Raw genomic sequence first — 26,701 nt, 5'->3', positions numbered from 1 at the left:
CAACGGAGGTCCTCCATGGCCCGAATCTCACTTTTGAGCCTCCCGCTCGCGGCTCCCGGCGCCACGCCACGTTGGCCGCTGCGCTGTGAACGGCTGTTGCCATGGTTGCTGCCGGTGACGCTGTTTGCGCTGTGGTGGCTGGCCAGCCGCAATCACTGGATGAGCGAGCAGATCCTGCCGCCACCGTCCCTGGTGTGGAGCAGCGCCGTGGAACTGGCCGGCGGCGAGCTGTGGAGCCACCTGGCGATCAGCCTGCAACGCCTGTCCTGGGGGTTGCTGGCCGGCATTGGCGCCGGGGCGCTGCTGGGGGCGATGCTGGGTTTCAGCGCGCGCGCCGAGCGCCTGGTGTTTCCGACGTTCAGCGCGTTGTCGCAGGTACCGACCCTGGCCTGGATTCCGCTGTTCATGGTGTTCTTCGGCATTGGCGAAACCCTGAAACTGGTGGTGCTGGTGAAGGCGATCGTGGTGCCTGTCACCCTGCATACCCTGGTGGGCGTGCGCGACGCCCAACCCCAGTTGCGTGAAGCCGCCCGCGTGCTGCGCCTGCCCACGCACCTGTTGATCCGGCGCCTGATCCTGCCTGCCGCGCTGCCCGCCTTTATGGCCGGCGTGCGCCTGGCCCTGGCGGCCGGCTGGACCTCGCTGCTGGCGGTGGAGTTGCTGGCCTCCAGCGAAGGCATCGGCTACCTGATGGTGTGGGCGCGCCAGCTGTTCATGCTCGATATCGTCTTCGTGTGCATCGTGGTCATCGGCGTATTCGGCGTGGTTATGGACCGTGGCATTGGCTGGCTGGACCGCAAATGGGTGCACTGGCCCCATCCGGCCACGGCGCAGATTCGTCGCGGGCCGCGCTATCAAGGCTGGCAGCGCCTGCAACCGTGGGTGCTGCCCCTGCTGTTGCTGGCGCTGTGGCAGGTCGCGACGCAACAAGGCTGGGTCGACCCGAACATTCTGGTCAGCCCTTGGGTGGTGCTGCACACCACCGTCGCCGGGGTCGTGGATGGCAACCTCAGCGGTGCACTGGGCACCAGCCTGGGGCGAAGCCTGGGCGGCTTGCTGCTCGGTGGCGGCGTTGGCTTTGCCATGGGCCTGTGGCTCGGACTGTCACGGCGCAGTGAGCGGGTACTCGGGCCGACCCTGAGCGCCTTGCGCCAGATCGCGATTTTCGCCTGGGTGCCATTGCTCACTGCCTGGTTTGGCCTGGGTGAGTTGGCCAAGTGGGTGTTTATCGCCCTCGCCGCCTTCTTCCCGTTGTTTATCGCCACTCAACGCAGCGTGCTGAATCTGTCGCCACAGCTCAACGAAGCGGCGCAGGTGTTGCGCCTGAATCTGTTCCAACGGCTGCGACGCCTGGTACTGCCAGGCGCCGCAGCCGGGATTTTCGCCGGCCTGCGCCTGAGCCTGATCTACGCCTGGCTGGGCACCATCGGTGCGGAATATTTCATGCCGTCCAACGGCGGTATCGGCAGCCTGATGATCGGCGCCCAACAACTGCTGCGCATGGACCTGATCATGAGCGGCATGCTCCTGGTCGGCCTTACCGGCGCGGCCCTCAACCTGATCGGCCAGCGCATCGAAACCCGCGCCACCCGCTGGAGACACGCATGAACGCACCTATCGTCAGCTTCAACCATGTGGGCAAGACCTTCGACGTCGACGGCTTCGAGCTGGAAGCCATCCGCGAATTCAACCTGGAGATTGCCGAAGGCGAATTCGTTGCGATTGTCGGCTCCAGCGGCTGCGGCAAATCCACCCTGCTGCGTTTGCTGGTGGGGCTCGATACGCAGTTTCGCGGCGAGATCCGCGTCGACGGTAAAGCCGTGAGCGGCATTGGCGGCGAGCGCGGCATCGTGTTCCAGGAGCATCGTCTGTTCCCCTGGCTCACCGTGGCGGAAAACATCGGCCTGGGCCTGGTCAACGAGCCACTGAGCGACGCTGAGCGCAATCGGCGCATCAGCGATTTTATCGAGCTGGTCGGCCTCACCGATTTCACCCGCGCCTATCCGCACCAACTGTCCGGCGGCATGGCGCAACGGGTGGCGATTGCCCGCGGCCTGGTGGCCAGCCCGCGCATCCTGCTGCTGGACGAACCCTTCGGCGCCCTCGACGCCCTGACCCGCCAGCAGATGCAGGACGAACTCCTGGCGATCCGCGCCCGCGCCAAAATCACCACGGTATTGGTGACCCACGATGTGGAGGAAGCGATTTTCCTCGCCGACCGCGTGGTGGTAATGGAGCCCCGGCCGGGGCGGATCAAGCAGGTGGTGGACGTCGCCCTGCCACATCCACGTCAGCGCAGCAGTTTTGAATTCCATCAACTGCGCGAAGAACTGCTGCATGAATTGACCAACGATGGCCACTACCAGCCGCCGGTGCGCGAACAGATCCGCGATCTGCCATTGGCCTTTATTGCCTGCTGAAAAAAGGAGTGCCTTGATGCCGCAACGTCCCAATTTTCTCGTGATCCTGGCCGATGACATGGGCTTCTCGGACCTCGGTGCGTTTGGCGGGGAAATTTCCACGCCGCACCTGGACGCACTCGCCCTGAACGGCCTGCGCCTGACCGACTTCCACACCGCCCCGACGTGCTCGCCTACCCGCTCGATGCTGCTCACCGGCACCGACCACCATATCGCCGGTATCGGCACCATGGCCGAGGCGCTGACGCCGGAGCTGATCGGCAAGCCCGGCTACGAGGGCTACTTGAATGACAAGGTGGTGGCACTGCCGGAGCTGTTGCGCGAGGCCGGTTACCAGACATTGATGAGCGGCAAGTGGCACCTGGGCCTGACCGCCGAACTGGCGCCCCACGCCCGCGGTTTCGAGCGCTCGTTCTCGCTGTTGCCGGGGGCGGCCAACCACTACGGCTTCGAGCCGACCTATAACGACGACACCCCGGGCCTGCTCAAGTCCACCCCGGCGCTGTACATCGAAGACGACCGGTTCGTCGAGCAACTGCCCAAGGATTTCTATTCCTCCGATGCCTTCGGCGACAAGCTGCTGCACTACCTCAAGGAGCGCGACCAGGCCCGGCCGTTCTTCGCCTACCTGCCGTTTTCCGCCCCGCACTGGCCGTTGCAGGCGCCTGCGGACATCGTCGAAAAGTACCGTGGCCGCTACGACGCCGGCCCCGAAGTGCTGCGCCTGGAACGCCTGGAAAAACTCAAGGCATTGGGGCTGATCGACGCCGACGTCGAGCCCCATCCGTTGATCGAGCTGAACACCCAGTGGGCCGCCTTGAGCGACGAACAGCGCCAGGTGTCGGCGCGGGCCATGGAGGTGTATGCGGCGATGGTCGAGCGCATGGACTGGAACATCGGCCGAGTGGTGGATTACCTGCGCCAGCAGGGGCAGTTGGACAATACGTTCATTGTGTTCATGTCCGACAACGGCGCCGAAGGTGCGCTGCTGGAGGCGTTCCCCAAGTTCGGGCCGCAGTTGCTCACCTACCTCAACCAGCATTACGACAACAGCCTCGACAATATCGGCCGCGCCAACTCCTACGTCTGGTATGGCCCGTCATGGGCGCAGGTGGCGACGGCGCCGTCGCGATTGTTCAAGGCGTTCACCACCGAGGGCGGGATTCGCGTGCCGGCGCTGGTGCACTATCCGCAGTTGTCGCTCAAAGGTCGTATCAGCCATGGGTTCGGCACGGTGATGGACATCACGCCGACCATCCTCGACCTGGCCGGCGTGCGTCATCCGGGCAAACAATGGCGTGGCAAGCCGGTGGCGCCGCTGCGGGGCAAGTCGTGGCTTGGCTTCCTCTCCGGCGAGACCGCCCAGGTGCACGACGACAACACCGTAACCGGCTGGGAACTGTTCGGCCGCCGCGCGATTCGCCAGGGCCAGTGGAAAGCCGTGTACATTCCCGGCCCCGTGGGCCCGGCGACCTGGCAGCTGTATGACCTGGGCCAGGACCCCGGCGAAATCCACGACCTGGCCTTGAGTCATCCGGACAAGCTCGCCAGGTTGATCGGCCACTGGCAGCAGTACGTCGACGAAACCGGCGTGGTGCTCAGCGCGTCGCCGTTTCAGCCGGATTGAGCCGGGCCTGGGGCGACGCCATGGGTTCAAGCCGATTGGCCCGCGCAAACGTGCCGAAATCATTGAAACGCACGCCCATCTCGGCCATGACCTTATGCGCTACCTTGGCCGTCATCTGGCGGATGTAGAACGGCTCCTTCACCACAAAATGGTGAATCCCGTGGGTGCTGCCGAAGTTGAAGCAGAACGCCTGCAACGGCCACAGCCACCACGGGTTCAATACTTGGGTTTGCTGGATCACATTGCCCGGTTCCACATCGCCGTAGTAGTGCATGTTGGAGCTGACAAAGTGCAGGCAAAAGGTGCGCAGCACATTGGGGCCGATGATCACCACGGCGGCGATGTCGATCACCTGCATCATCTGCAAGGTGCCGGCGGACCAGTCGATCGGCGTGCCCAGCAGGCTGGCGATGCCGTTGGCGGCATGGAAGCCGAGGAAGATATACCACGCACCCCAATGCAGCAGCGCCAGGGGCGCGTACACCAGCAGCGAGCGCTTGAGGATCTTGAGTTTGTGGCCCCAGGTCTTGGCGCGCAGCATGCGGATAAACGCCGACATCACGTTATCGCCCACCATCAGCAACCGCGCCAGGCCCCAGGGCTCGCCGTTGGTGATCGCACGTTCCTCCATATCGGTCTCGGTGCCGGAGACCTTGTGGTGATTGAGGTGCAGATGCCGGCGGATCCACGGGTTGATGGTGCTCGGCCGCGCCAGCCACACCAGGCCCATCATCAGGTTGTGGGGCACGCGCTGTTTGCGAAAGTACATGCTGTGGATCAGGTCGTGTTCCAGCTCGTGGGTCAGTGAGGCCAGGAACGCATTGAGCAGCAGGCAGGCCCACCAGGCCATATGACCGCTGATATAGAGCGCCGCCGAGCCGATCATGCCGAGCAGGGCAAAGGCCAGGATGCCCGCGCCCAGGGCGTCCTGATGCTGCAGCCACGGGTGCCGGCGACGCAAGCGCACGCCTTCGGCGAGCACCACCTCACGGATATGCGCCGAACGCTGTTGCGCGTTCATCTGCTGGGGACTTGCAGAAGTACCGTCCATGCTCCCATCCTCTTATTCATTGATGGTTACATCCTGCACCAGGGCTTCTTGCAGGACGCTAGCCCCACACGCCAACCTGTTGACCGCAAGCGCCAATCGCCATGACCGAACCGACTTCCCTCGCCAGCTGGACCCGCGCCCTGCGTAAGCAGCTCGATGCCCTGGGCCTCGACAGTGCCGCGCTGTGCGCCCAGGCCGGGCTCGATCCGCAGCAGATGGACGACCCCAACGCGCGTTACCCGCTGTCGGCCACCACGCGCCTGTGGGAACTGGCGGTGCAGGCCAGCGGCGATCCGGCCATCGGGTTGCGGGTGTCGCGGTTTGTCAGCCCGACCACCTTTCATGCGCTGGGTTATGCGCTGGTGGCGAGCGGCAGCCTGCGCGAGGTGTTCGAGCGCATCGTGCGGTATCACCAGGTGGTCAGTGATGCCCTGAGCCTGGAACTCAGCGGCGATGGCGAGCGCTACCGCTTTCGCCTGCTGCAACCGCCGGGCAGCCCGGCGCCGGCGCTGGAAGCCATCGACGCGTTTGCCGCGATCTATGTGCGCACGTGCCGCAACCGCCTGGGCCGCGACTATGCGCCGCTGGCGGTTTACCTGCGGCGCCCGCAACCCGCCGACCCCAAGCCCTGGCACACGGTGTTCCGCGCACCGGTATTTTTCGGCGCCGAGGAAGACCGCCTCGAATTCGCCGCCAGCGATTTCGACAGCCACCTGGACGACGCCAACCCGGAACTGGCCGAACACAACGAAACCGTGCTCAAACGCACCCTGGCGCAACTGCAACCGCTGACCTGGGAACGCAAGGTGCGCGCGGCCATCGAGGCGCAACTGCCCGATGGCGAGCCTAGCGCCGAGCGGATTGCCCAGGCGCTGCACTTGAGTTTGCGCAGTTTGCAGCGGCATCTGGCGGATGAGGGGTGTCGGTTTGATGCGTTGCTCAATGAGTGTCGCCAGAACTTGGCGTTGCTCCACTTGCGTGATCCACAGTGTTCATTGGCCGAGGTCAGCCATCTGTTGGGATTTGCCGATACCAGCAGCTTTAACCGGGCGTTCAAGCGCTGGACGGGGATGACGCCGGGGCAGTTTCGGGATGGGTTGCGGTAGGGGGATGTGTGGGGAGGCTGAAGGCCTCATCGGGGGCAAGCCCCCTCCCACCGGGGAACGCATTTCAAATGTGGGAGGGGGCTTGCTCCCGATGGCGATCGCTCAGCGACCCCGATCCCGCCGCAACAGTTTCCTGACCCGCATCACCAACCCCTTGGCCTCAAACGGCTTGAGCAGGTAGTCATCCTCATGCAACTCCAGCCCGCGCAGGCGATCTTCAATCCCGCCCGGCGTGGTCAGGAACAACACCGGTGTCTCACCCTTCTGCCGGATCGCCTGCTGCAGCTTCCAGGCATTCAGGCCGGGCAACATCACATCCAGGATCACCAGGTCGTATTCGGCGCTTTCGACAAAGCGCTGCGCCGCCATGCCGTTGGCCGCGACTTCCACGGTGTAGCCGGCCTCGTTCAAGCCCTGGGCCATCCGCTGTGCCTCTTCGGATTCATGTTCCACTAACAGCACACGCATAACACACCTCGATTGATCAGGTTTGCAGGCTAACACCCTCAGGTGTGCGCCGCCTCTCGTAGCCGCTGGGCATCGAGGATTTCGATCTCGCCGTAGCCCAGGCGCACGATGCCCTGGGCTTGCAGGTCCTTGAGCAAGGCATTGGTGGTCTGGCGCGACAGGCTCAACATCGCCGCCAGGTCTTCCTGGGGCAGTTGCAGCACGCGTTTTGAAGGCGCCATGTCGCCGTAGCCCTCAACAATCATCAACAGCCGGTGGGCCAGGCGCACCGACGCGGGCATCAGGCTGAGCTGTTCGAGGCCGATAAAACTCAGGCGCAGCTTCTGGCTCATCAGCAGCGCCAGGTCGCGCCAGTAGCGAGGGGATTGATCGAGGATCTTCAGCAGCGCCTGCTGCGGCACCTGCACCAGCGTGCACGGCCCCGTGGCGCAGGCGTCGTGGGTGCGCGGCAAGCCGTCGAACAGGCAGATCTCGCCGAACCAGTAGGGCGCCCCCACCAGGCTCAACAGCGCTTCCTTGCCGTGCTCATTCACCGCACTGACACGCAACGTGCCCTCGAGCACCGCATACAAGCCGCAGGGCGGGTCGCCGCGCTTGAACAGGTACTGTCCCGCCGTCAGCTGCCGCAGCCGGGCATGGGCCAGCAGGCTATGCTGGAAAGGTACGGGCAGGTGACTGAACCAGTGACCGACGGCCAACCGGGAGTGCCATTGCGTCGCATCCATGAGAACTCCGAAGATTGTCGCCCAACTGACAGTTAGTCCCAGGCTGACAGGGCATGATCAAGCATCCTACAGGAGGAACAACAATGAAAAGCCTCGTCGATCATCTCAGTCAATACGCCGCGTACCACCGCGATCCACGCAATATCGCCAGCCACTTCATCGGCATCCCGCTGATTGTGGTCGCCGTGGCCGTGCTGTTGTCACGCCCCGAATGGGCGGTGGGCGGGCTGTGGCTTTCCCCGGCAGTGATAGTGGCGCTGTTTTCCGCGTGGTTTTACCTGCGGCTTGAACTGGCCCTGGGCGTGCTGATGACGGCGTTGATGGGCTTGTCGCTGTGGGCCGGGCACGTGTTGGCGGCGCAGAGCACGATGGTGTGGCTCAGCAGCGGGGTGGGAATGTTCGTGGTGGGCTGGGTGATTCAGTTTGTCGGGCATTACTACGAAGGCAGGAAGCCGGCGTTTGTGGATGACGTGTCGGGGCTGATTGTGGGGCCGTTGTTTGTGGTGGCGGAGGTGGCGTTTTTGCTGGGGTTGCGGCATGACCTGAAGGCGAACATTGAGAAACGCTCAGGCCCGGTGGCGCGCCGCGATCTAAAGCCAAGCGAGGTCTGAATGTGGGAGGGGGCTTGCCCCCGATAGCAGTGGGTCAGCAGCAGATAAGCTGACTGAAACACCGCCATCGGGGGCAAGCCCCCTCCCACATTTGGTCCCAGTTTCAGAATTGGTTTTGCGGTGAACTCAGGCTTTTTGCCAGACCTTGGGCTTGAAGAACAGGGTCTCGCCACGGGCCAGGCCGGTCAGGCTGTCGTGGTCCTTCACCACTTCGGCTTCGATCAGCTCGCTCTGGCCTTCGACCTTCAAGGTGACCCGCGTGGTCGCGCCCAATGGACGAATATCACGCACTTCGGCCGCGTGATGATCTTCCAGTTCGTGGCGCGACAGCGACACTTCATGCGGACGGAACAGCACATGCTTGTCCTCGCCCAGGTGCAGGCGGTTGGAGTCGCCAAGGAAGTGGTAGACGAAATCGCTGGCCGGGTTTTCGTAGACGTCGCCCGGTGAGCCGATCTGCTCGATCACGCCCTTGTTCATCACCACGATGCGGTCGGCGACTTCCATGGCCTCTTCCTGGTCGTGGGTCACGAACACCGAGGTCAGGTTGATGTCTTCGTGCAGGCGCGCCAGCCAGCGGCGCAGTTCCTTACGCACCTTGGCATCGAGGGCGCCGAAGGGTTCATCCAGCAGCAGCACCTTCGGCTCGACCGCCAACGCGCGGGCCAGGGCGATACGCTGGCGCTGGCCACCGGAGAGTTGTTCCGGGTAACGGTCGGCCAGCCAGTCCAGCTGCACCATGTTCAGCAGCTCGTGAACCTTGGCCGCGATCTGGCTTTCGTTCGGACGCTGGTTCTTCGGCTTCATGCGCAGGCCGAAGGCGACGTTGTCGAACACGGTCATGTGGCGGAACAGCGCGTAGTGCTGGAACACAAAACCGACGTTGCGATCACGCACGTCGTGGCCGGAGACGTCTTCACCGTGGAACACGATGCTGCCGTCATCCGGGGTTTCCAGGCCGGCGATGATGCGCAGCAAGGTGGTCTTGCCGCAGCCGGAAGGCCCAAGCAAGGCCACCAGCTCGCCACTCTGGATATCCAGGTTGATGCTGTCCAGGGCCTTGAAGGCGTTGAAGTTCTTGCTGACGTTACGGACTTCGATCGACATGACTTATTCCTCAGCCGCACTGGCGCGCAGGCGATTAATACGGTTCTCGCTCCACTGCTTGAGCAGCAGGATGAAGAGCGCCAGGATCAGCAGCAGACTCGCCACCGCAAACGCGGCAACGTGGTTGTATTCGTTGTAGAGAATCTCGACGTGCAGCGGCAAGGTGTTGGTCACGCCGCGAATATGGCCGGACACCACCGACACCGCGCCGAACTCCCCCATGGCCCGCGCGGTACACAGCACCACGCCGTAGATCAGGCCCCATTTGATATTCGGCACGGTGACATGCCAGAACATCTGCCAGCCATTGGCGCCCAGCAGGCGCGCGGCCTCTTCTTCCTGGGTGCCCTGCTCCTGCATCAGCGGGATCAGTTCGCGGGCGACGAACGGCACGGTGACGAAGATGGTCGCCAGCACGATGCCGGGCAAGGCGAACACGATCTGGATGTCATGCGCCTGCAACCACGGGCCAAACAGGCCCTGGGCGCCGAACATCAGCACGTAGACCAGGCCGGCGATCACCGGGGAGACCGAGAACGGCAGGTCGATCAGCGTCACCAGGATGCTCTTGCCACGGAACGAGTACTTGCTCACGCACCAGGCCGCGCTGACGCCGAATACCAGGTTGAGCGGCACCGAAATCAGCACGGCGATCACCGTGAGTTTCAGCGCGGACAACGCGTCCGGTTCAAGGATCGCGGTGAAAAACGCCCCGAGGCCGTTCTTCAAGCCCTGGGACACCACGATAAACAGCGGCAGCAGCAGGAACAGGAAGAACACCAGCCAGCCCAGGCTGATCAGGATGCGCCGGGAAACAGCGCTGCCACGGCGGGCTGCGTTGGCCGAGGATGCCGCGGAAATAGACGATTGGGACATGTTCCGCGCCTCCTTATGGACGTTCGATGCGCCGCTGCAACAAGTTGATCAGCAGCAGCAGGACAAAGGAAACCACCAGCATCAGTACGCCAATGGAGGTGGCGCCGCGGTAGTCGTACTGGTCGAGCTTGACCATGATCAGCAGCGGCAGGATCTCGGTTTTCATCGGCATGTTGCCGGCGATGAAAATCACCGAGCCGTACTCACCGACGCCACGGGCAAACGCCAGGGCGAAGCCGGTCAGCCAGGCGGGCAGCAGCGCGGGGACGAGGATGTAGCGAAACACCTGCAACGGCTTGGCGCCCAGGCAGGCAGCGGCTTCTTCGATTTCCCGGGGGATATCGGCGAGTACCGGCTGCACCGTGCGCACCACGAACGGCAGGGTCACGAAGGTCAGCGCCAGGGTGATGCCCAAGGGGCTGTAGGCGATCTTGAAGCCCAGGTCGGCGGCGAACTGGCCCACCAGGCCGGTCGGCGTGTACAGGGCAGTCAGGGCAATACCGGCCACGGCGGTGGGCAGGGCGAACGGCAGGTCGATCATCGCATCGATGATCTTGCGGCCGGGGAAGGTGTAGCGCACCAGCACCCAGGCCAGCAGCGTGCCGATCACGCCGTTGATCAGGGCGGCGTACAGCGCGGTGCTGAAGCTCAGCTTCAACGCCGCCAGCACACGGGGTGCGGAGATGATGTTCCAGAACTGATCCCAGGTGAGTTGAGCGGCGTGTACGAACATCGCCGCGAGGGGGATGAGTACGATCAGGCTGAGGTACACCACGGTGTAGCCCAGCGTCAGCCCGAAGCCGGGTATGACGGGGGAAATACGACGCGACATAAGAGTCCTTGGTTAGCGGAACTGACACACAAAACCCGCAGGTGAATGCGGGCTCTGTGGGCGGGTTGTTGCTCGGCTTACTGCGCCGTGTAGATCTGGTCGAACACGCCACCGTCGTTAAAGAATTTCGGCTGGGCAGTTTTCCAGCCGCCGAAGTCTTTGTCGATAGTCACCAGGTCCAGTTTCGGGAACTGCTGGGCGTATTTGGCGGCCACTTTTGCATCCCGTGGGCGGTAGAAGTTCTTCGCCGCAATCTCCTGGCCAGCCGGGCTGTACAGGTGCTTGAGGTATTCAGTGGCGATCTCGGTGTTGCCCTTTTTCTCGGCGTTCTTGTCGACCACGGCCACCGGCGGCTCCGCGAGAATCGACAGGGACGGCACGACGATGTCGAACTTGTCGGCGCCGCCGTCTTCTTTCAGGGCCAGGAACGCCTCGTTTTCCCAGGCCAGCAACACGTCGCCCTGACCGTTGTTGACGAAGGTAATGGTCGAACCGCGCGCGCCGGTGTCGAGGATCGGCACGTGCTTGAACAGCTCCTTGACGTATTCCTGGGCCTTGGCTTCGCTGCCACCGGATTTCAGGCCGTAGGCCCAGGCGGCAAGGAAGTTCCAGCGCGCACCGCCGGAGGTTTTCGGGTTAGGCGTGATCACGGAAACGTCTTTCTTGATCAGGTCGCCCCAATCCTTGATGCCTTTAGGGTTGCCCTTGCGCACCAGGAACACGATGGTCGAGGTGTAGGGCGTGCTCGCATCCGGCAGGCGGGTCTGCCAGTTTTCCGGCAGGGTCTTGCCCAGCTTGGCGATTTCGTCGATGTCACCGGCCAGGGCCAGGGTCACCACGTCGGCGCGCAGGCCGTCGATCACCGCCCGGCCTTGCTTGCCCGATCCACCGTGGGATTGCTGGATCTTGACGGTGTCGCCGGGGTGGGACTGTTTCCAGAAGTTGGTGAACTCAGCGTTGTAGTCCTGGTACAGCTCACGGGTAGGATCGTACGAAACGTTGAGCAACTCGTAGTCCTTGGCAACCGCGGAACCGGCAAACACGGCGCTGGCCAGGGCGGCCAGGGCATAACGGCGAATCGACGACATAGAAGCTCCTGAAAATTCTGGGTGTTGGCTTTTTCTTATAGTGACGGGGTCTATCGCCGTTATTGCTTAGCTCGGTTTGTTACCCGGGTTCTGCAAACGGAATTTTTCCTTGCGTTCGATCTGTACCACTTGAGCGTTGTGCACAGTGATTTCCACCGCGCCAAACCGCAGATCGCGCAAGGCGCTCTGGATCTCGCGCAAAATGGCTGCTTCGTCCTGGCCGTCGACGCTACGTAGAGATGCGCTCATGGTCTCGCTCCTGAAATGAATAGTGCCTCGCAGTGGCGGCACTGCTTGCGGCGTAGGGCGATAGTAGATAAGCGCGGATATTCTTAAAAATACTATTTAAGAATGTTTATATAACCAGAAAGAATTTTCTGGCAGGACGTGGGGTTGCGCGCGTGTTTTGCGACCGAGCACTGAAATAACACCTTGTGAATATCCCAATGTGGGAGGGAGCAAGCCCCCTCCCACATTTGAATGCATTTCAAGCCTGGATGGCGGGGGCGCAGTCCCAGTCAATGGCCTGCGCCGGCATCGGCCGCCCAAACCAGTACCCCTGGCCCATATCGCAGTGCTGCTCCAACAAGAACCGCGCCTGCTCCACCTGTTCGATCCCCTCGGCATGCACCTGCATGCCCATGCTTTTCGCCAGGGCGATCACCACCCGCACGATGGCGGCATCGTCTTCGTCCCACGGCAGCCCGGCGACAAAGCCCTGGTCGATCTTGAGTTTCTGCACCGGCAGGCGCTTGAGGCGCAGCAGGGAGGAATAGCCGGTGCCGAAGTCATCGATGGCCAGGCGCAAGCCCAGTTCGCGCAGGCGGTGCAGTTGTTCCAGGGCCACTTCAGGGTCGTCCATCACCGCGCTTTCAGTGACTTCCAACTCCAGGAAGGCCGGATCCAGGCCGGTATCGTGCAGCACCTGGGCGACTTGATCGTAGAGTTCGCGCCGGGCAAACAGGCGGCTGGATACATTGATTGCAATAAAGCTCAGCGGCGCGCCGTCGGCCAGCCATCGGCACATCTGTCGGCAGGCCTGGTCCATCACCCATCCATCGATCTCGGCAATCAACCCGGTGCGTTCGGCGATGGGGATGAAATCACCCGGCGGCACCAGGCCACGCTCGGGGTGTTGCCAGCGCACCAGTGCTTCGACGCCGATCAGGCGGCTGGTGTGCAAGTCGTGCACCGGCTGGTAGTAGACGCGCAGCTCCTGTTGTTCGAGGGCGCGGCGCAGTTCGCTGGCGATTTCCACCCGGTTCTGCGCGTGGGCGGTGAGTTCTTCGGTGTACAACGCGTAGCCTTCGCGGCCCACGCTTTTGGCCTTGAAGAGCGCGGAATCGGCGTTGCGCAACAATTGCTCGGCGCTCAGGGCATCATTGGGGAACAGGCTGATGCCGATGCTGGCGCTGATAAACAGTTGATGGCCGTCAAAGATGAACGGCTGCTTCATCACATCCAGCATGCGCTGTGCCAAAGCCGCCGCCTGCACCACCTGTGAGCAGTTTTCCGCGAGCACCGCGAACTCATCCCCGCCCAGGCGCGCCAGGGTCACGCCGGGGCCGAACAGCGCCTTGAGCCGCTCGCCCACCAGCTTGAGCAACTGGTCGCCCACATTGTGGCCAAGGCTGTCGTTGATGATCTTGAAGTGATCCAGGTCCAGCAACAGCAGGGCGCAGCCGCGCTTGTGGAGTTGCGCCGAGGCCAGCGCCTGCTCGGCACGGTCGGTGAACAGCAGGCGGTTGGGCAGGTCGGTCAGCGGGTCGTGGTGGGCCAGGTGGGCCAGTTCGTGCTCGGAATCCTTGATGGCGCTGATGTCGGAAAACACCGCGACGTAATGGCTGATATGGCCCAGGTCATCGTGAATCACGCGAATGGTTTGCCACTGTGGATAAATCTCACCGCTTTTGCGCCGATTCCAGATTTCACCGCTCCATTCACCGGTGTGTTCCAGGGTCTGGAACATCTGTTGATAGAAATTCGACGAATGGCGACCGGACTTGAAGAGGCTCGGCTGCCGGCCCATGACGTCATCGCGCTGGTAGCCGGTGATTTCCATGAAGGCCCGGTTCACATGCACGATCAGGCCCTTGGCGTCGGTGACCAACACCCCTTCGCGGGTGCAATCGAACACGGCAGCAGCCTGGCGCAGGCGCTCGCGGTTCTCTTTCAAGGGTTGCTGCTGGTCGGCCCGGGCAGATCGGGCACAGATCAGGTAGATCAGCCAGGCACTGAGCGCCACCCACACATAACCACGCACCTGCAGCCACTGGTGCAGGTCGGTTGGACTATCGAGAAACTCGATCAATACCCGATGAGTGAGGCCTATCCAGACGCTCGAAGCCAGCAGGTATACCAGCCCCGCACGCAGGGCACCTCGGTATGAAAACAGCATATGCCCAGTAATCCTTACTAAAAGCCCAGAATCGTCCTACAAAGAATGGGGATTATAGGATATGTAACATCTCGTAAGTCTTATCTGAAAGGGCCGCTGGTTTTCTCTGTAGGCTTAGTGATAATGCGTGAGCTGTTCTTTTCTTTATCTGAGGGCCATACAGCCTATGTGGTACAACGGTTTTCTTGACTTGTCGGCCTGGCAACTGGTGGCAGTCACCCTGTTGATGACCCACGTGACCATCGTTGGGGTCACGGTCTATCTGCACCGCTATTCAGCCCATCGCTCCCTGGAGCTCAATGCCGGCCTGAAACACTTCTTCCGCTTCTGGCTGTGGCTGACCACAGCGCAGAACACCCGCGAGTGGACCGCCATCCACCGCAAGCACCACGCCAAGTGCGAGACCGTCGACGACCCGCACAGCCCGGTGATCAAGGGCCTGTCCACCGTATTGCGCAAAGGCGCCGAGCTGTACCGTGCCGAGGCCGAAAACCCCGAGACCCTGCGCATCTACGGCAAGAACTGCCCGGACGACTGGATCGAGCGCAAGCTCTACACCCCTTACCCGCTGCTGGGTGTGGCGATCATGGGCGTGATCGACCTGCTGCTGTTCGGCGCCATCGGCATCACCATCTGGGCAATCCAGATGATGTGGATTCCGTTCTGGGCCGCCGGCGTGATCAACGGCCTGGGCCATGCCGTGGGCTATCGCAACTTCGAATGCCGTGACGCCGCCACCAACCTGGTGCCGTGGGGCATCATCGTCGGCGGCGAAGAGCTGCACAACAATCACCACACCTACCCCAACTCGGCCAAGCTGTCGGTAAAGAAGTGGGAATTCGACCTGGGCTGGGCATGGATCAAGGTGTTCAGCTTCCTGCGCCTGGCCAAGGTGCAGCGCGTGGCACCGATTGCCCACCGCGTGGAAGGCAAGGGCCACCTGGACATGGACACCGCCATGGCGATCCTCAACAACCGCTTCCAGATCATGGCCCAGTACCGCAAGTTGGTGATCGGCCCGTTGGTCAAGCAGGAGCTGGAAAAAGTCGATCACTCGGTGCGCCACCAGTTCCACCGCGCCAAACGCCTGCTGTCACGGGAAACCAGCCTGCTGGATGACCGCCACCACCTGCGGATCCAGAGCATGCTGGAACACAGCCAGGCGCTGAAAGTGATCTACGAAAAACGCCTGGCGCTGCAGCAGATCTGGCTCAAGACCAGCTCCAACGGCCACGATATGCTCGCCGCCATCAAGGAATGGGTGCACGAGGCCGAGGCCAGCGGCATCCAGTCCCTGCGGGATTTTGCCCACCAATTGAAGACCTATTCGCTGCGTCCTGCGGCGGTCTGACAGTAGCGTGGGAGGGCTTGCCCTCCCACCCATCAGCTTTTTGGCGTCATTTCTCGGACACCGTCAATCGAGCCTGTTGACGGAACTTCACTGCAATTCGCCTCTCTCAATGAACACTTCGCCATCATGGTGGCCCCTTGTAGTGACCGCTGCTCGATCTTGCGGCGCGCCCAGAGAGAGTTGTGCCGATGGTTCTCGAAAAGCCCTTCACCGCCGACAGCCCTACCGCTGACCCTCCGCGTCCGGCCGCGGCAGCAACCCTGCTGGCACTGGTACATGCCCAGGGCGAAGTCGAGCGACTGAGTGAGCGCGAACAATTGCTCAGTTCTCTGCTGGTCAGCGTAAACGCCGTGCTGTGGGCCATCGATTGGCAGACCCGCCGCGTGCTCTACGTGAGCCCGGCATACGAGCGGATTTTTGGACGTTCCGCCGGCCTGCTGCTGGCGGACCACCGCGAATGGCGCAACAGCATTCACCCCGAAGACCTCGACTACGCCGAACACAGCCTGGCGCGCGTGCTGGAGCAGGGTGCCGTGGAAGACCGCGAGTACCGCATCATCACCGCCGACGGGCAGATCCGCTGGCTGAGCGACAAGTGCTACATCAACCAGCAGGTCGAACCCGGCGAGCCGGTGATCGTCGTCGGCATGGCCGAAGACATCACGGAAAAAAAACAGCTGGAACTGGAGCTGCACCGTCTCGCCACCACCGACGTGCTGACCCAGAGCAGCAACCGCCGACACTTCTTCGAATGCGCCAACCAGGCCTTCGACAGCGCCTGCGCCCAAGGCGCGCCGCTGGCCTTCCTGCTGCTGGACATCGATGACTTCAAGGACGTCAACGACACCTACGGCCACCTGGAAGGCGACCAGGTGCTGCGGCGTATCGCCGAGAGCGGTCGCGGGGTACTGCGCCGTGGCGACCTGTTCGGGCGCATTGGCGGCGAAGAGTTCGCCGCCGTTCTGCCGGGTTGCGCGCCGGAGATGGCGCTGCAAGTGGCCGAGCGCCTGGGCAGGGAGATTCAGGCGCTGAGCTTCAGCTATGAGGGCCAGGCGTTCAGCGTGACCATCAGCCAGGGCCTGGCCAGCCTGACCGAGGAAGACTCCACCCTGGACAGCCTGTTCGCCCGCGCCGATGCCGCCATGTATGAGGCCAAGCGCCTGGGCAAGAATCGCGTGATCGCTGGCTGAATGCCGATCACTGTGGGAGGGGCTTGCCCCAATGCCGGTCAGTTAAGGGACAGAGCGGGCAACCCGTCATCTGTGGCGAGCGGGCTTGTCGAATCGTCGCACCGCCCGCGTTGGGCTGCACAGCAGCCCCAAAACCAAGCGCAGAGGAGTGCCTGATACACCGCATTTTGTCTTTATTAGGGGCGCTTCGCGCCCCGGCGCGGGACAAGCCCGCTCACCACAAGAATGCGGTTGCCTGAAATTGTTTATGCAAGACTCAAGATTTTAGAGTGAAATTTTTTACCCTTTAAAATCAGTAAGTTATTTTAAACTTGATAAGAGCTGGCTTGCTTCAGGCACAAAAAACCCGCCGAAGCGGGTTTTTCTTATCGATCAAGCCAACTTGCGCTTACAGCTCGGAGAAGCACTCTTCGATGATCGCCAAGCCTTTGTCCAACTGCTCGTCCGGCGAGGTCAGCGGGACCAGTACGCGCAACACGTTGCCGTAGGTGCCGCAGGACAGCAGGATCAGGCCCTTGTCACGCGCCTTGGCCACCACGGCGGCAACAGCTGCGGCGTTTGGCTTGTGGCTGTCGCCGTCTTCGAACAACTCGACCGCGATCATCGCGCCCAGGGCACGCACGTCACCGATCACCGGGTACTTGGCTTGAATCGACTTGAGGCCAGTCACCAGGCGCTCGCCGACAGCCTTGCAGCGGTCCAGCAGGTGCTCTTCCTCAAACACGTCCATCACCGCCAGCGCAGCGGCGCAAGCGATCGGGCTACCGGCGTAGGTGCCGCCCAGGCCACCTGGGGCAATGGCGTCCATGTATTCGGCCTTGCCGCACACACCGGCCAGGGGGAAACCGCCAGCGATGGATTTGGCGAAGGTGGTCAGGTCGGCGGCAACGCCCATCTGTTCCATGGCGAAGAAGGTACCGGTACGGCCGGCACCGGTTTGCACTTCGTCGGCGATCAGCAGGATGCCGTGCTTGTCGCACAGTTCGCGCAGGCGCTTCATGAACGGCTTCGGCGCGACGTAGAAACCGCCCTCGCCTTGGACCGGCTCGATGATGATGGCGGCGATATCACGCGGCTCGGCATCGTTCTTGAAGATGCGCTCGATGCTGGCGATGGAGTCGTCGTCGCTGACACCGTGCAGTTCGTTCGGGTACAGCGCGCGGAACACGCCGCCCGGCATCAGGCCCATGCCGGCCGAGTAAGGCACCACTTTACCGGTGAGACCCAGGGTCATCATGGTGCGGCCGTGGTAGGCGCCGGTGAAAGCGATCACGCCGGCACGGCCAGTCGCGGCACGGGCGATTTTCACGGCGTTTTCAACGGCTTCGGAACCGGTGGTGACCAACAGGGTTTTCTTGGCGAAATCGCCTGGAACCTTGGCGTTCACTTTCTCGCACACTTCGACGTACGGCTCGTAGGCCAGTACCTGGAAGCACGTGTGGGTCAGCTTGTTCAGCTGTTCGGTCACGGCGGCGATGATTTTCGGGTGCACGTGGCCGGTGTTCAGCACGGCGATACCGCCGGCGAAGTCGATGAACTCGCGACCTTCAACGTCGGTCACGGTGGCGTTCTTCGCGGATTCGGCGAAGATCGGGTGAATCTGGCCAACACCGCGCGGTACAGCGGCTTCGCGGCGTTTCATCAGGGAAGCGTTGGTCTTGCTCATAAAGTCCTCATTCGCCACTCATCGGGTGGCGTTGTTCAAGGAATACGTGGCGGGGAGGCAACTACGGCAGCATGCGATGATCGACTGCCACAGCTTTCCCGGCCACTACGAATAACGGTGTGAAACACGCAAAGGGTCAGCGCTCTCGTGCCCTTTGCGTTTGCTGCAATCCCTTCCCGGCTTAGATGCCCAGGCAGAGGTATTTGATTTCCAGGTAATCCTCGATCCCGTACTTGGAGCCTTCACGGCCCAGGCCCGAAGCCTTGATGCCGCCGAACGGCGCCACTTCGTTGGAGATCAACCCGGTGTTGACCCCGACCATGCCGTATTCCAGGGCTTCGGCCACACGGAACACACGGCCCAGGTCGCGGGCGTAGAAGTAGGACGCCAGGCCGAACTCGGTGTCGTTGGACATCGCGATCACTTCGGCTTCGTCTTTGAAGCGGAACAGCGGCGCCAGCGGGCCGAAGGTTTCTTCCTTGGCGACGGCGGCGTTTTTCGGCACGTCGACCAGGATGGTCGGCTCGAAGAAGTTGCCTTCCATGACCTTGCCACCGGCCAACAGCTTGGCGCCTTTGCTCAGGGCGTCGGCGATGTGTTCCTGGACCTTGGCCACGGCTTTTTCGTCGATCAGCGGGCCGGTGGTGGTGCCTTCTTCCAGACCGTTGCCGATCTTCAATTTGGCCACCGCGACTTTCAGTTTTTCCGCAAACGCGTCGTACACCGAATCCTGGATGTACAGGCGGTTGGCGCAGACGCAGGTCTGGCCGTTGTTGCGGTACTTGGAGATGATCGCGCCTTCGACGGCCTTATCCAGGTCCGCGTCGTCGAACACGATAAACGGCGCGTTGCCGCCCAGCTCCAGGGAAACTTTCTTGATGTCCTTGGCGCATTCGGCCATCAACTGGCGACCGATTTCGGTGGAGCCGGTGAAGGACAATTTACGCACGATCGGGTTGCTGGTCAGCTCGCCGCCGATATCGCCGGCACTGCCGGTGACCACGCTCAGCACGCCTTTCGGGATACCGGCACGGTGCGCCAGCTCAACCAGGGCCAGGGCCGAGAACGGGGTTTGCGAGGCTGGCTTGATCACCATGGTGCAACCGGCGGCCAAGGCCGGGCCGGCTTTACGGGTGATCATCGCGGCCGGGAAGTTCCACGGCGTGATGGCGGCGGTCACGCCGATAGGCTGCTTGATCACGATCAGGCGCTTGTCGGGCTGGTGGCCGGGGATCACGTCGCCATAGATGCGCTTGGCTTCTTCGGCGAACCACTCGATAAAGGACGCGGCGTAGACGATTTCGCCCTTGGCTTCGGCCAATGGCTTGCCTTGTTCCAGGGTCATCAGGCGACCGAGGTCGTCCTGGTTTTCGATCAGCAGCTCGAACCAACGGCGCAGCTTGTTGGCGCGCTCCTTGGCAGTCAGCGCACGCCAGGCCGGCAGCGCCTTGTCGGCGGCCTCGATGGCGCGGCGGGTTTCCGCGGCGCCCATCTTTGGCACGGTGCCGATAATCTCGCCCGTGGCCGGGTTGTTGACCTTGATGGTCTGACCGTTGTCCGCATCCACCCAAGCGCCATCGATAAAGGCCTGCTGGCGGAACAACTGGGAATCTTTGAGCTGCATGTCGGCTTTCCTTAACAGCACCGCGCGCACGCGGAGCGAATTAGAGTTGTTGAAAGGCGCCTTGTGGGCTGCCGTCAGGGAAATCAGCCCCCGCGCGCGCGATCAGTGAATAGCGCACGAGAGACAGAGCGTTTGAAATCTCAAACGAATCCTAGGATCAATGGGGGTACAGGGCAATAGTCTGTTCGAAAAAAAGAACGAAAACGGCGCATTTGCCGGATTTTTCTGATCAGCGTGATTCGAGCCCGTTCCGCCGTGTTGACCAACGGCGCCCGGCGCAGGGCCTCTGCGGGGCAAATGCCTACGCTTGAACGGCCAAAGACCGGCATGGACGCCCAAGGTCGACATGGGTATGATGTCGCCCGCACAAGCATCCGTAGCTCAGCTGGATAGAGTACTGCCCTCCGAAGGCAGGGGTCGTGGGTTCGAATCCCGCCGGGTGCACCAGATATAGATGAAAAGCCCCAGGTCGAAAGGCCTGGGGCTTTTTTGTAGACTGTCGATCAGCCCGATCACTGAGTTCTCACATGAGCGACAGCAGCCAGAACCAACACCCTCCAGCCCCACTAGGTGAAATACTGCTGTTCCAGAGCGGTGACGGTTCAGTTCGCCTGGAGTGTCGTTTTGACAGCGATACCCTGTGGCTATCGCAGGCCATGATTTGTGAGTTGTATGGCAAGGCGAAAGCGACTATCAGCGAACATATCAGCCACATCTTTGCAGAGGGCGAATTGGCTGAAAATTCAGTTGTTCGGTTTTACCGAACAACTGCCGCCGACGATAAGCCCTACAACGTCAGACACTTCAGCCTACCGCTGATTCTGGCCGTCGGTTATCGAGTACGTTCCAAGCGAGGTACGCAGTTCCGCCAATGGGCTACGCAGATATTGCAGGAGTTCTTGGTCAAAGGCTTCGTCATGGATGATGAACGGCTGAAGAACCCTCCAGTGGGTCGTTCATTGGCTCCTGACTACTTTGACGAATTGCTTGAACGCATTCGCGATATCCGCGCCAGCGAGCGGCGGGTTTACCTGCGAGTTCGGGAAATTTTCGCGATGGCTGCGGACTACGTGCCGTCGAATAGTGAAACGACCGCTTTCTTTCAAATCATTCAAAACAAACTGCACTTCGCGAGCACCGGCCTTACCGCTGCCGAACTAATTGCCCAACGTGTCGACTCGACACAACCAAATATGGGCCTCACCAGCTTCAAAGGTGATGAGGTACGCAAAAGCGATGTCACGATCGCCAAAAACTATCTGCGTGCAGACGAAATTTCCGCATTGAATCGCATTGTCACCATGTGGCTGGACTTCGCAGAAGACCAAGCGTTGAGGCGCAAGCAAATCTTCCTACGGGACTGGCAGGAAAAACTGGATCAGTTCCTAGCCTTCAATGACCGTGAGGTTTTGCAGGATTCTGGACAGGTCAGCAAGCACGTGGCTGACGACAAAGCGAAAGCGGAGTACGAACGTTACAATCAGCAACGCAGGGTATTGAAAGAAGCCAAGGGAGAATCCTTAAGCATTGAGGCACTGCGGGCGATCTCACAGAAGACAAATCAGTGAAGCCGTTCGTATGGCTCATAGGCCTCAAGTCAAAAGACCTCGGAATTTTTGTGGGGCGGCATCGACGCCCAAATGCTGAGCAACCTCGATAACCCCCTGACCCCCGGAGACTCACGGATGAGCACTTCCAACCCACCCATCACCCTTGCCAAGGGCGCCGCCAGTGCGACGCTGATCGGGGTGATTGCCGTGTTTTTGTGGGCGTGCCTGGCGCTTCTGACCACCTTGACCGCCGGCATCCCGGCCTTTCAGTTGCTGGCTTCGAGCTTCGCGGTCGCGTTCGTGGCCAGCCTGTGCGTGCTGGGGCTGCGTGGCGCTGCGGGGTTCAGCAGCTGGCGCCAGCCCTGGCCGGTGTGGGCAACAGGTTTTGCCGGGATCTTTGTCTATCACGCGTTGTATTTCTTTGCCCTGAAGGCCGCGCCTGCGGCTGAAGCCAGCCTGATTGCCTATCTGTGGCCACTGCTGATCGTGCTGCTGTCGAGCCTTGCCACCGGCGAGTCGCTGCGCAAGCGCCAGCTGCTGGGCGCCTTGCTCGGCCTGGCGGGGACGGCCTTCATCATGCAGCTGCGGGCCCGGAGTGACAGTGCGTCGATGCCGGTGATCGGTTACGCCGCCGCCTTTGCGTGTGCCTGGGTCTGGGCGATCTATTCGGTGTTCAACCGGCGGTTCAGCCATGTTCCGAGCAGCATCATCGGGGGGATCTGCGGGCTGGTGGCAGTGGCCGGCGGGCTCTGCCACCTGGCTTTCGAAACCACGGTGCGGCCTGAGCCGGGCCAGTGGGCCGCAATCATTGCCCTGGGGCTGGGCCCTGTGGGCCTGGCTTTTTTCGCCTGGGACCACGCGACCAAGCACGGAAACCTATCGATGCTGGGCGCCCTGTCTTACCTGGCGCCGCTGTTCTCCACGCTGCTGTTGATTGCCGTGGGGCAAAGCGATGCCAAGCCGATCCTGATGATTCCCGCGGTGTTGATCATTACGGGGGCGGTCATCGCCACTTCACGCTCACGCACGACCTCACGGTGATCTCGACGGGCCGAGTTTTTCAGTCGCGCCCACACGTCCCCCACTCCCCTCCTCTGTCTTGCTTGGGGAGTCGGGAGCGGGGCAAAGACTGCGGCGGTCAGCGTGCGCGTCAGACCCTGGCAGGCGACACAATGATCTTCACATTGTGTTCCTTGTTTTTAACCAGTTCCTCGAAGCCCTGGCCCACGATCTGTTCCAGCTGAATGCGCCCCGTCACCAGTGGCGAGATGTCCAGCCGCCCATCCGCGATAAACGCGATCACGTCGGCGAACTCCCCGTTGTAGGCCAGCGCGCCGAGTACCTGTTTTTCCGTGGCCACCAGCTCGAAGAAGTTGAATTCACTGGGTTCTTCGAAGATGCCCACCAGTACGCACTTGCCGGCCTTGCGGATCAGGTCGATGGCAAGTTTGGCCGTGTGTTTGTTGCCGATGCATTCGAAACTGACGTCCGCGCCGAGCCCGCCGGTCAGGCGGCGGACCTCGGCCAGGGCGTCGCATTCATTCGGATCGAGCACGTGGGTCGCCCCCACTTCCCGGGCCTTGGCCTTGCGCGCGCCGGACATTTCCAGCGCGATCACCTGGGCCGCGCCCGCCGCCTTGGCACACATGATGGTGCACAGGCCGATGGTGCCGGCACCGACCACCACGACGTTTTGCCCGAGCAGGCTTCCGGCTTTTTTCACCGCGTGCATGCCGACGGCCAGCGGCTCGATCAGCGCCCCGGCTTCAGCGGGGAAGTTCGCCGGCAATTTGTACAGCAGGTTGGCGGGCACGTTGACCAGCTCGGCGAAGGCGCCGTTGTTCATCAGGCCGGTGAAGGCCAGGTTTTCGCAAATGTTGTACAGCCCGTGGGTGCAGTAGTAGCAGGTGCCGCAATGTTGGCAGGCGTCGGCCGCCACCGGCTCGCCGACGCTGAAACCCTGTACGCCGGCACCGAGTTCGACGATCTCGCCACAAAACTCATGACCGAGAATGCACTGGCCCTTGATCCCGGTCAGCGGGTGCGGGGCGTCGACCGGAATGAACACCGGGCCGGCCACGTACTCATGCAGATCTGAGCCGCAAATGCCGCACCATTGCACGCGGATCTGCACCCAACCGACAGGCGGCGAAACGGGCAGCGGCACGTCTTCGACGCGGATGTCGTTACGACCGTGCCAGACAGCGGCACGCATGCTGCGTTGCGAGTTGCTCGAAAGGCTCATAGCGAAGTCTCCTTGAAACGGTTGGCACTGGCGCGCCGGGTGGGTTGCCAGTGGCCAGAGCAAGGCCGGTGCCAGCTGTGCAAAAACGCCTGGACGCCCCTCTCCTAGAGCCGCCGAATGAAAACCTAAGATTGACCGGCATCGAGGTCAAACGAGACGCGCCATGCCAGATCGCCCACGGTAGCGACGAGACCGTGAGACGTTGCGTCTCACTGCAAGCGTTGATGCCAGGGGCGTACCTGATCCACCTCAGTCGTCTTCAATAGGGGCGCTTCGCACCCCAGCGCGGGGCAAGCCCGCTCACCACAGCAAGCCCGCTCACCAATAAGCTTGCGCAGGCTCACCCGATAACGCATTCGAGATTGCACCTCCACGCCCCACGTGATCGAGGACTACTCGTAATTTGTGGTGAGCGGGCTTGCCCCGCGCTGGGCTGCGAAGCAGACCCAAAACCAGGCGCTGCGGTTTACCTGACAGAACACAGGGATCCTGATTGGGGCTGCTTCGCAGCCCAGCGCGGGGCAAGCCCGCTCACCACAACAAGCCCGATCACCACAAGTAGGGTGTTCGCCCTTAACTGACGGACTCGCCGCCAACCAAGGGTGCTCAGGCGGCCCAAGCCCCCTGTATGACGTTTTGTCAGCCGATCTGTATCTAACGCGCGCCCTGCTCCCGCCCTACCATCAGGTGCATCCAACCTGCGCAACGACGCGCTCAACCTACAGGAGTTAACCCATGCCCGAACTGTCGAGCCTGCTGGCGTATGGTCTGATTTCCCTTGGCATGGTGCTGACGCCCGGGCCGAACATGATCTACCTGATTTCGCGCTCGATCTGCCAGGGGCCGCTGGCCGGGTTGATTTCACTGGGCGGCGTGGCGCTGGGTTTCGTCGTGTATATGCTGTGCGCGGCGCTGGGGATTACCGCGCTGCTGATGGCGGTGCCGTATGCGTATGACGCACTCCGGCTCGGCGGTGCGCTTTACCTGTTGTACCTGGCCTGGCAAGCGGTCAAGCCCGGCGGGCGCTCGGCGTTTCATGTGCGCGACTTGCCCAGGGACGGCCCACGCAAGCTGTTCATGATGGGCTTTGTGACCAACCTGTTGAATCCGAAAGTCGCGGTGATGTATCTGTCATTGCTGCCCCAATTCATCTCCCCCACTGGCCACGGCAGCGTGCTGACACAATCCATCGTGCTGGGGTTTACCCAGATCATGATCAGTGTGAGCGTGAATGCGGTGATCGCCATCATGGCCGGTTCCATCGCGACCTTCCTGGCGGCCAAGCCGGTTTGGCAACTGGTGCAGCGCTGGCTGATGGGGACGGTGCTGGCTGGCCTGGCGGTGCGCATGGTTTTTGATGCGCGGCGTTGAAGATGGGCCTTGAGGGCACTGTGGTGAGCGGGCTTGCCCCGCGTTGGGCTGTGCAGCAGCCCCAAAACCAGACGCTGTGCGCTATCGGGTATACCGCATTTGTCTTCATTGGGGGTGCTTCGCACCCCAGCGCGGGGCAAGCCCGCTCACCACAGATTACCGGTGGCCCATTCTTTCTTGGTCAATGCTTGCGCAGCGCCTCCAGCCGTGCGGGCAGGTCTTCCTCGGGAAAGCGCGCGTGCAACGCCAGCAATTTTTCATCCGCGGCTTTGCTTTCACCCGCTTCACGCAAGCGCACGATCGCCTGTAACTCTTGTTCCAGCGACGGCAACGCTGACGGTGCGCGCTTGCTGAGCCTGGCGCTCGATTCATCTGCCAGCGCACCTGCCATCTCAGCCTGAACCGGCGCACGTTCAGCCTTGGGCGCGGCGGCGATGCGCGCCATCGGCGCCGGTGCGGACAACGCTTGCGGCGCCGGGCGGGCGGTTTCCTCGTGCAGGGCGGAGAAGGTCGCCGTGGAGATTTCGGGTTGCGGCACGGGCGAGCGCGTGACCACGCCGATCATCAGCGCCAAGCCGGCCACGGTGGCGAATGCCATTTGCCAGCGCGGGCGTTGGCAGGCGTGCAGCCAGCGTTGCCACAGGCTCGGTTGCGGTGCCGGGGCTTCGCGGCGGGCGGTGTTGAGGATGAAGGCGTCGAGGGACGCGGGCGGCTCGCCGCTGCTGTGTTGACGGTAATGCTGGAGCAGCACGTCGTCGGTGTCGGGCGTGTGTCGGGAGTCGGTCATGCAAGTATCTCCTCGGCCAGCAGGCGGCGCAGTTTCTGCTGGGCGTAACGCAGGCGGCTTTTGACGGTTTCCAGCGGGGCTTGGGTGAGGGCGGCGATTTGCGGCACGTCGAGGTCGCCGTGCAGGCGCAGCAGGAAGACTTCGCGCTGGTCTTCAGGCAAGTCTTGCAGGGCAGCGTCGAGGCGCGCCTGGTCGCGGCTCAGGCTCAGCTGTTGCTCGGGGCCGGCGCTGTCGTCGGCCTGGGCGTGCAGTTGCTCATCGTAGCTGTCGTGCAAGGGGTTATGGATGCCGTGCTTGCGCCAGTGGTCGATCAGGCGGTTGCGGGCGATCTGGAACAGCCATGTACGAAAACTCGCCCGGCCTTGTGGCTGGGTGTTGCTGCGGATCAGGCTGAGCCAGGTGTCCTGGTAGATTTCCTCGGCCAGTTCGGCCTTGTTGCTCAGGGACACGAGGAAGCGGTAGAGGCCTTGGCGATGCCGCGCGTACAAGGCTTCGAACGCGGCGGCGTCACCGGCGCGGTAACGGGCCAGCAGCGATTCGTCGCTGGATGGATCATCTGGAACAGCCATGCAGGGGGCGAACTCCTTTTATAAATTTAACGCTGTTCA

The 26,701-nt window shown here is 62.2% G+C and carries 24 protein-coding genes and 1 tRNA gene; 11 read left to right on the top strand and 14 right to left on the bottom strand.

Annotation, left to right across the window (positions count from 1 at the left end; translation table 11 throughout):
• The first annotated feature begins 15 nt into the window (after window positions 1-15).
• Genes BLQ09_RS22775 through BLQ09_RS22765 form a run of 3 tightly spaced genes read left to right on the top strand, consistent with a single transcriptional unit; the run spans window position 16 to window position 4,047 of the window.
• The gene (locus BLQ09_RS22775) at window positions 16-1,608 is read left to right on the top strand and encodes an ABC transporter permease (RefSeq protein WP_027607858.1); all 1,593 of its coding nucleotides are present in this window, start codon (window positions 16-18) and stop codon (window positions 1,606-1,608) included.
• Window positions 1,605-2,420 (top strand): ABC transporter ATP-binding protein, encoded by an 816-nt coding sequence (locus tag BLQ09_RS22770; protein WP_092358642.1) that lies wholly within the window; start codon window positions 1,605-1,607, stop codon window positions 2,418-2,420. The genes BLQ09_RS22775 and BLQ09_RS22770 overlap by 4 nt, the downstream gene beginning before the upstream one ends.
• 16 nt (window positions 2,421-2,436) lie before the next feature.
• On the top strand, window positions 2,437-4,047 hold the full coding sequence (locus BLQ09_RS22765; protein WP_027607860.1) for an arylsulfatase: 1,611 nt from the start codon (window positions 2,437-2,439) through the stop codon (window positions 4,045-4,047).
• On the opposite strand, the gene BLQ09_RS22760 is transcribed toward BLQ09_RS22765, so the two are convergent.
• Complete coding sequence (locus tag BLQ09_RS22760; protein WP_092358640.1) at window positions 4,019-5,098, bottom strand: fatty acid desaturase; 1,080 nt, start codon at window positions 5,096-5,098, stop codon at window positions 4,019-4,021. The genes BLQ09_RS22765 and BLQ09_RS22760 overlap by 29 nt on opposite strands.
• A 101-nt stretch (window positions 5,099-5,199) precedes the next feature.
• Here BLQ09_RS22760 and BLQ09_RS22755 point away from each other — a divergent pair, with 101 nt between their 5' ends.
• Window positions 5,200-6,204: an AraC family transcriptional regulator gene (locus BLQ09_RS22755; protein WP_065926327.1), complete on the top strand. Its 1,005-nt coding sequence runs from the start codon at window positions 5,200-5,202 to the stop codon at window positions 6,202-6,204.
• A 102-nt stretch (window positions 6,205-6,306) separates the two neighbouring features.
• Here BLQ09_RS22755 and BLQ09_RS22750 read toward each other — a convergent pair whose 3' ends face one another.
• Both BLQ09_RS22750 and BLQ09_RS22745 read right to left on the bottom strand, forming a co-directional pair.
• On the bottom strand, window positions 6,307-6,672 hold the full coding sequence (locus tag BLQ09_RS22750) for a response regulator (RefSeq protein WP_027607863.1): 366 nt from the start codon (window positions 6,670-6,672) through the stop codon (window positions 6,307-6,309).
• 38 nt (window positions 6,673-6,710) lie between these two features.
• Window positions 6,711-7,397 (bottom strand): Crp/Fnr family transcriptional regulator, encoded by a 687-nt coding sequence (locus BLQ09_RS22745; RefSeq protein WP_027607864.1) that lies wholly within the window; start codon window positions 7,395-7,397, stop codon window positions 6,711-6,713.
• 83 nt (window positions 7,398-7,480) lie between these two features.
• On the opposite strand from BLQ09_RS22745, the gene BLQ09_RS22740 reads away from it, so the two are divergent.
• The gene (locus tag BLQ09_RS22740; protein ID WP_092358638.1) at window positions 7,481-8,008 is read left to right on the top strand and encodes an Mpo1 family 2-hydroxy fatty acid dioxygenase; all 528 of its coding nucleotides are present in this window, start codon (window positions 7,481-7,483) and stop codon (window positions 8,006-8,008) included.
• Window positions 8,009-8,134: 126 nt separating this feature from the next.
• On the opposite strand, the gene BLQ09_RS22735 is transcribed toward BLQ09_RS22740, so the two are convergent.
• The 6 genes from BLQ09_RS22735 to dibA form a co-directional block, all read right to left on the bottom strand.
• A complete protein-coding gene (locus BLQ09_RS22735) occupies window positions 8,135-9,115 on the bottom strand; it encodes a sulfate/molybdate ABC transporter ATP-binding protein (RefSeq protein WP_027607866.1) in 981 nt (326 codons plus the stop codon).
• Window positions 9,116-9,118: 3 nt separating this feature from the next.
• Window positions 9,119-9,991: a sulfate ABC transporter permease subunit CysW gene (cysW, locus tag BLQ09_RS22730; RefSeq protein WP_027607867.1), complete on the bottom strand. Its 873-nt coding sequence runs from the start codon at window positions 9,989-9,991 to the stop codon at window positions 9,119-9,121.
• A gap of 13 nt (window positions 9,992-10,004) precedes the next feature.
• A complete protein-coding gene (gene cysT / locus BLQ09_RS22725; protein WP_027607868.1) occupies window positions 10,005-10,823 on the bottom strand; it encodes a sulfate ABC transporter permease subunit CysT in 819 nt (272 codons plus the stop codon).
• Between the two features lie 77 nt (window positions 10,824-10,900).
• Window positions 10,901-11,911 carry a sulfate ABC transporter substrate-binding protein gene (locus BLQ09_RS22720; protein ID WP_027607869.1) on the bottom strand — a complete coding sequence of 337 codons (1,011 nt, stop codon included), beginning with the start codon at window positions 11,909-11,911 and terminating at the stop codon, window positions 10,901-10,903.
• Between the two features lie 66 nt (window positions 11,912-11,977).
• Window positions 11,978-12,160: a sulfur starvation response protein OscA gene (oscA, locus tag BLQ09_RS22715; RefSeq protein ID WP_003170956.1), complete on the bottom strand. Its 183-nt coding sequence runs from the start codon at window positions 12,158-12,160 to the stop codon at window positions 11,978-11,980.
• A gap of 238 nt (window positions 12,161-12,398) precedes the next feature.
• Complete coding sequence (gene dibA / locus BLQ09_RS22710) at window positions 12,399-14,309, bottom strand: phosphodiesterase DibA (RefSeq protein ID WP_027607870.1); 1,911 nt, start codon at window positions 14,307-14,309, stop codon at window positions 12,399-12,401.
• Between the two features lie 166 nt (window positions 14,310-14,475).
• Here dibA and desA point away from each other — a divergent pair, with 166 nt between their 5' ends.
• Together desA and BLQ09_RS22700 are read left to right on the top strand one after the other, a co-directional pair.
• Window positions 14,476-15,660: a delta-9 fatty acid desaturase DesA gene (gene desA / locus BLQ09_RS22705; protein WP_027607871.1), complete on the top strand. Its 1,185-nt coding sequence runs from the start codon at window positions 14,476-14,478 to the stop codon at window positions 15,658-15,660.
• A 188-nt stretch (window positions 15,661-15,848) separates the two neighbouring features.
• Window positions 15,849-16,850 (top strand): sensor domain-containing diguanylate cyclase, encoded by a 1,002-nt coding sequence (locus tag BLQ09_RS22700; protein WP_027607872.1) that lies wholly within the window; start codon window positions 15,849-15,851, stop codon window positions 16,848-16,850.
• A 388-nt stretch (window positions 16,851-17,238) separates the two neighbouring features.
• Here BLQ09_RS22700 and gabT read toward each other — a convergent pair whose 3' ends face one another.
• Window positions 17,239-18,516, bottom strand: a complete 1,278-nt coding sequence (gabT, locus tag BLQ09_RS22695; RefSeq protein ID WP_027607873.1) for a 4-aminobutyrate--2-oxoglutarate transaminase — start codon at window positions 18,514-18,516, stop codon at window positions 17,239-17,241.
• Between the two features lie 181 nt (window positions 18,517-18,697).
• Complete coding sequence (gabD, locus tag BLQ09_RS22690) at window positions 18,698-20,140, bottom strand: NADP-dependent succinate-semialdehyde dehydrogenase (RefSeq protein ID WP_027607874.1); 1,443 nt, start codon at window positions 20,138-20,140, stop codon at window positions 18,698-18,700.
• A 370-nt stretch (window positions 20,141-20,510) separates the two neighbouring features.
• Between gabD and BLQ09_RS22685 the strand changes: the two genes are divergently transcribed.
• From BLQ09_RS22685 to BLQ09_RS22675, 3 genes are all read left to right on the top strand, one after another.
• Window positions 20,511-20,587, top strand: a tRNA-Arg gene (locus BLQ09_RS22685).
• Between the two features lie 80 nt (window positions 20,588-20,667).
• Complete coding sequence (locus BLQ09_RS22680; protein WP_027607875.1) at window positions 20,668-21,708, top strand: virulence RhuM family protein; 1,041 nt, start codon at window positions 20,668-20,670, stop codon at window positions 21,706-21,708.
• Window positions 21,709-21,825: 117 nt separating this feature from the next.
• Window positions 21,826-22,731 (top strand): aromatic amino acid exporter YddG, encoded by a 906-nt coding sequence (locus BLQ09_RS22675; protein WP_092358636.1) that lies wholly within the window; start codon window positions 21,826-21,828, stop codon window positions 22,729-22,731.
• A 109-nt stretch (window positions 22,732-22,840) separates the two neighbouring features.
• Here BLQ09_RS22675 and BLQ09_RS22670 read toward each other — a convergent pair whose 3' ends face one another.
• Window positions 22,841-23,905: a 2,3-butanediol dehydrogenase gene (locus BLQ09_RS22670; RefSeq protein ID WP_256569002.1), complete on the bottom strand. Its 1,065-nt coding sequence runs from the start codon at window positions 23,903-23,905 to the stop codon at window positions 22,841-22,843.
• A 765-nt stretch (window positions 23,906-24,670) separates the two neighbouring features.
• Here BLQ09_RS22670 and BLQ09_RS22665 point away from each other — a divergent pair.
• The gene (locus BLQ09_RS22665) at window positions 24,671-25,306 is read left to right on the top strand and encodes a LysE family translocator (RefSeq protein ID WP_027607878.1); all 636 of its coding nucleotides are present in this window, start codon (window positions 24,671-24,673) and stop codon (window positions 25,304-25,306) included.
• Between the two features lie 181 nt (window positions 25,307-25,487).
• On the opposite strand, the gene BLQ09_RS22660 is transcribed toward BLQ09_RS22665, so the two are convergent.
• Together BLQ09_RS22660 and BLQ09_RS22655 are read right to left on the bottom strand one after the other, a co-directional pair.
• A complete protein-coding gene (locus BLQ09_RS22660) occupies window positions 25,488-26,093 on the bottom strand; it encodes a hypothetical protein (RefSeq protein WP_092358632.1) in 606 nt (201 codons plus the stop codon).
• On the bottom strand, window positions 26,090-26,662 hold the full coding sequence (locus tag BLQ09_RS22655; RefSeq protein WP_027607880.1) for an RNA polymerase sigma factor: 573 nt from the start codon (window positions 26,660-26,662) through the stop codon (window positions 26,090-26,092). Before BLQ09_RS22655 ends, BLQ09_RS22660 begins: the two co-directional genes overlap by 4 nt.
• Window positions 26,663-26,701: the final 39 nt, after the last annotated feature.

The sequence above is a fragment of the Pseudomonas sp. NFACC25 genome (assembly GCF_900100935.1).
Classification (GTDB): domain Bacteria; phylum Pseudomonadota; class Gammaproteobacteria; order Pseudomonadales; family Pseudomonadaceae; genus Aquipseudomonas; species Aquipseudomonas marginalis.
Note: the sequence above shows the minus strand (reverse complement) of the source record. Positions and strands in the feature narration are given on the sequence as shown.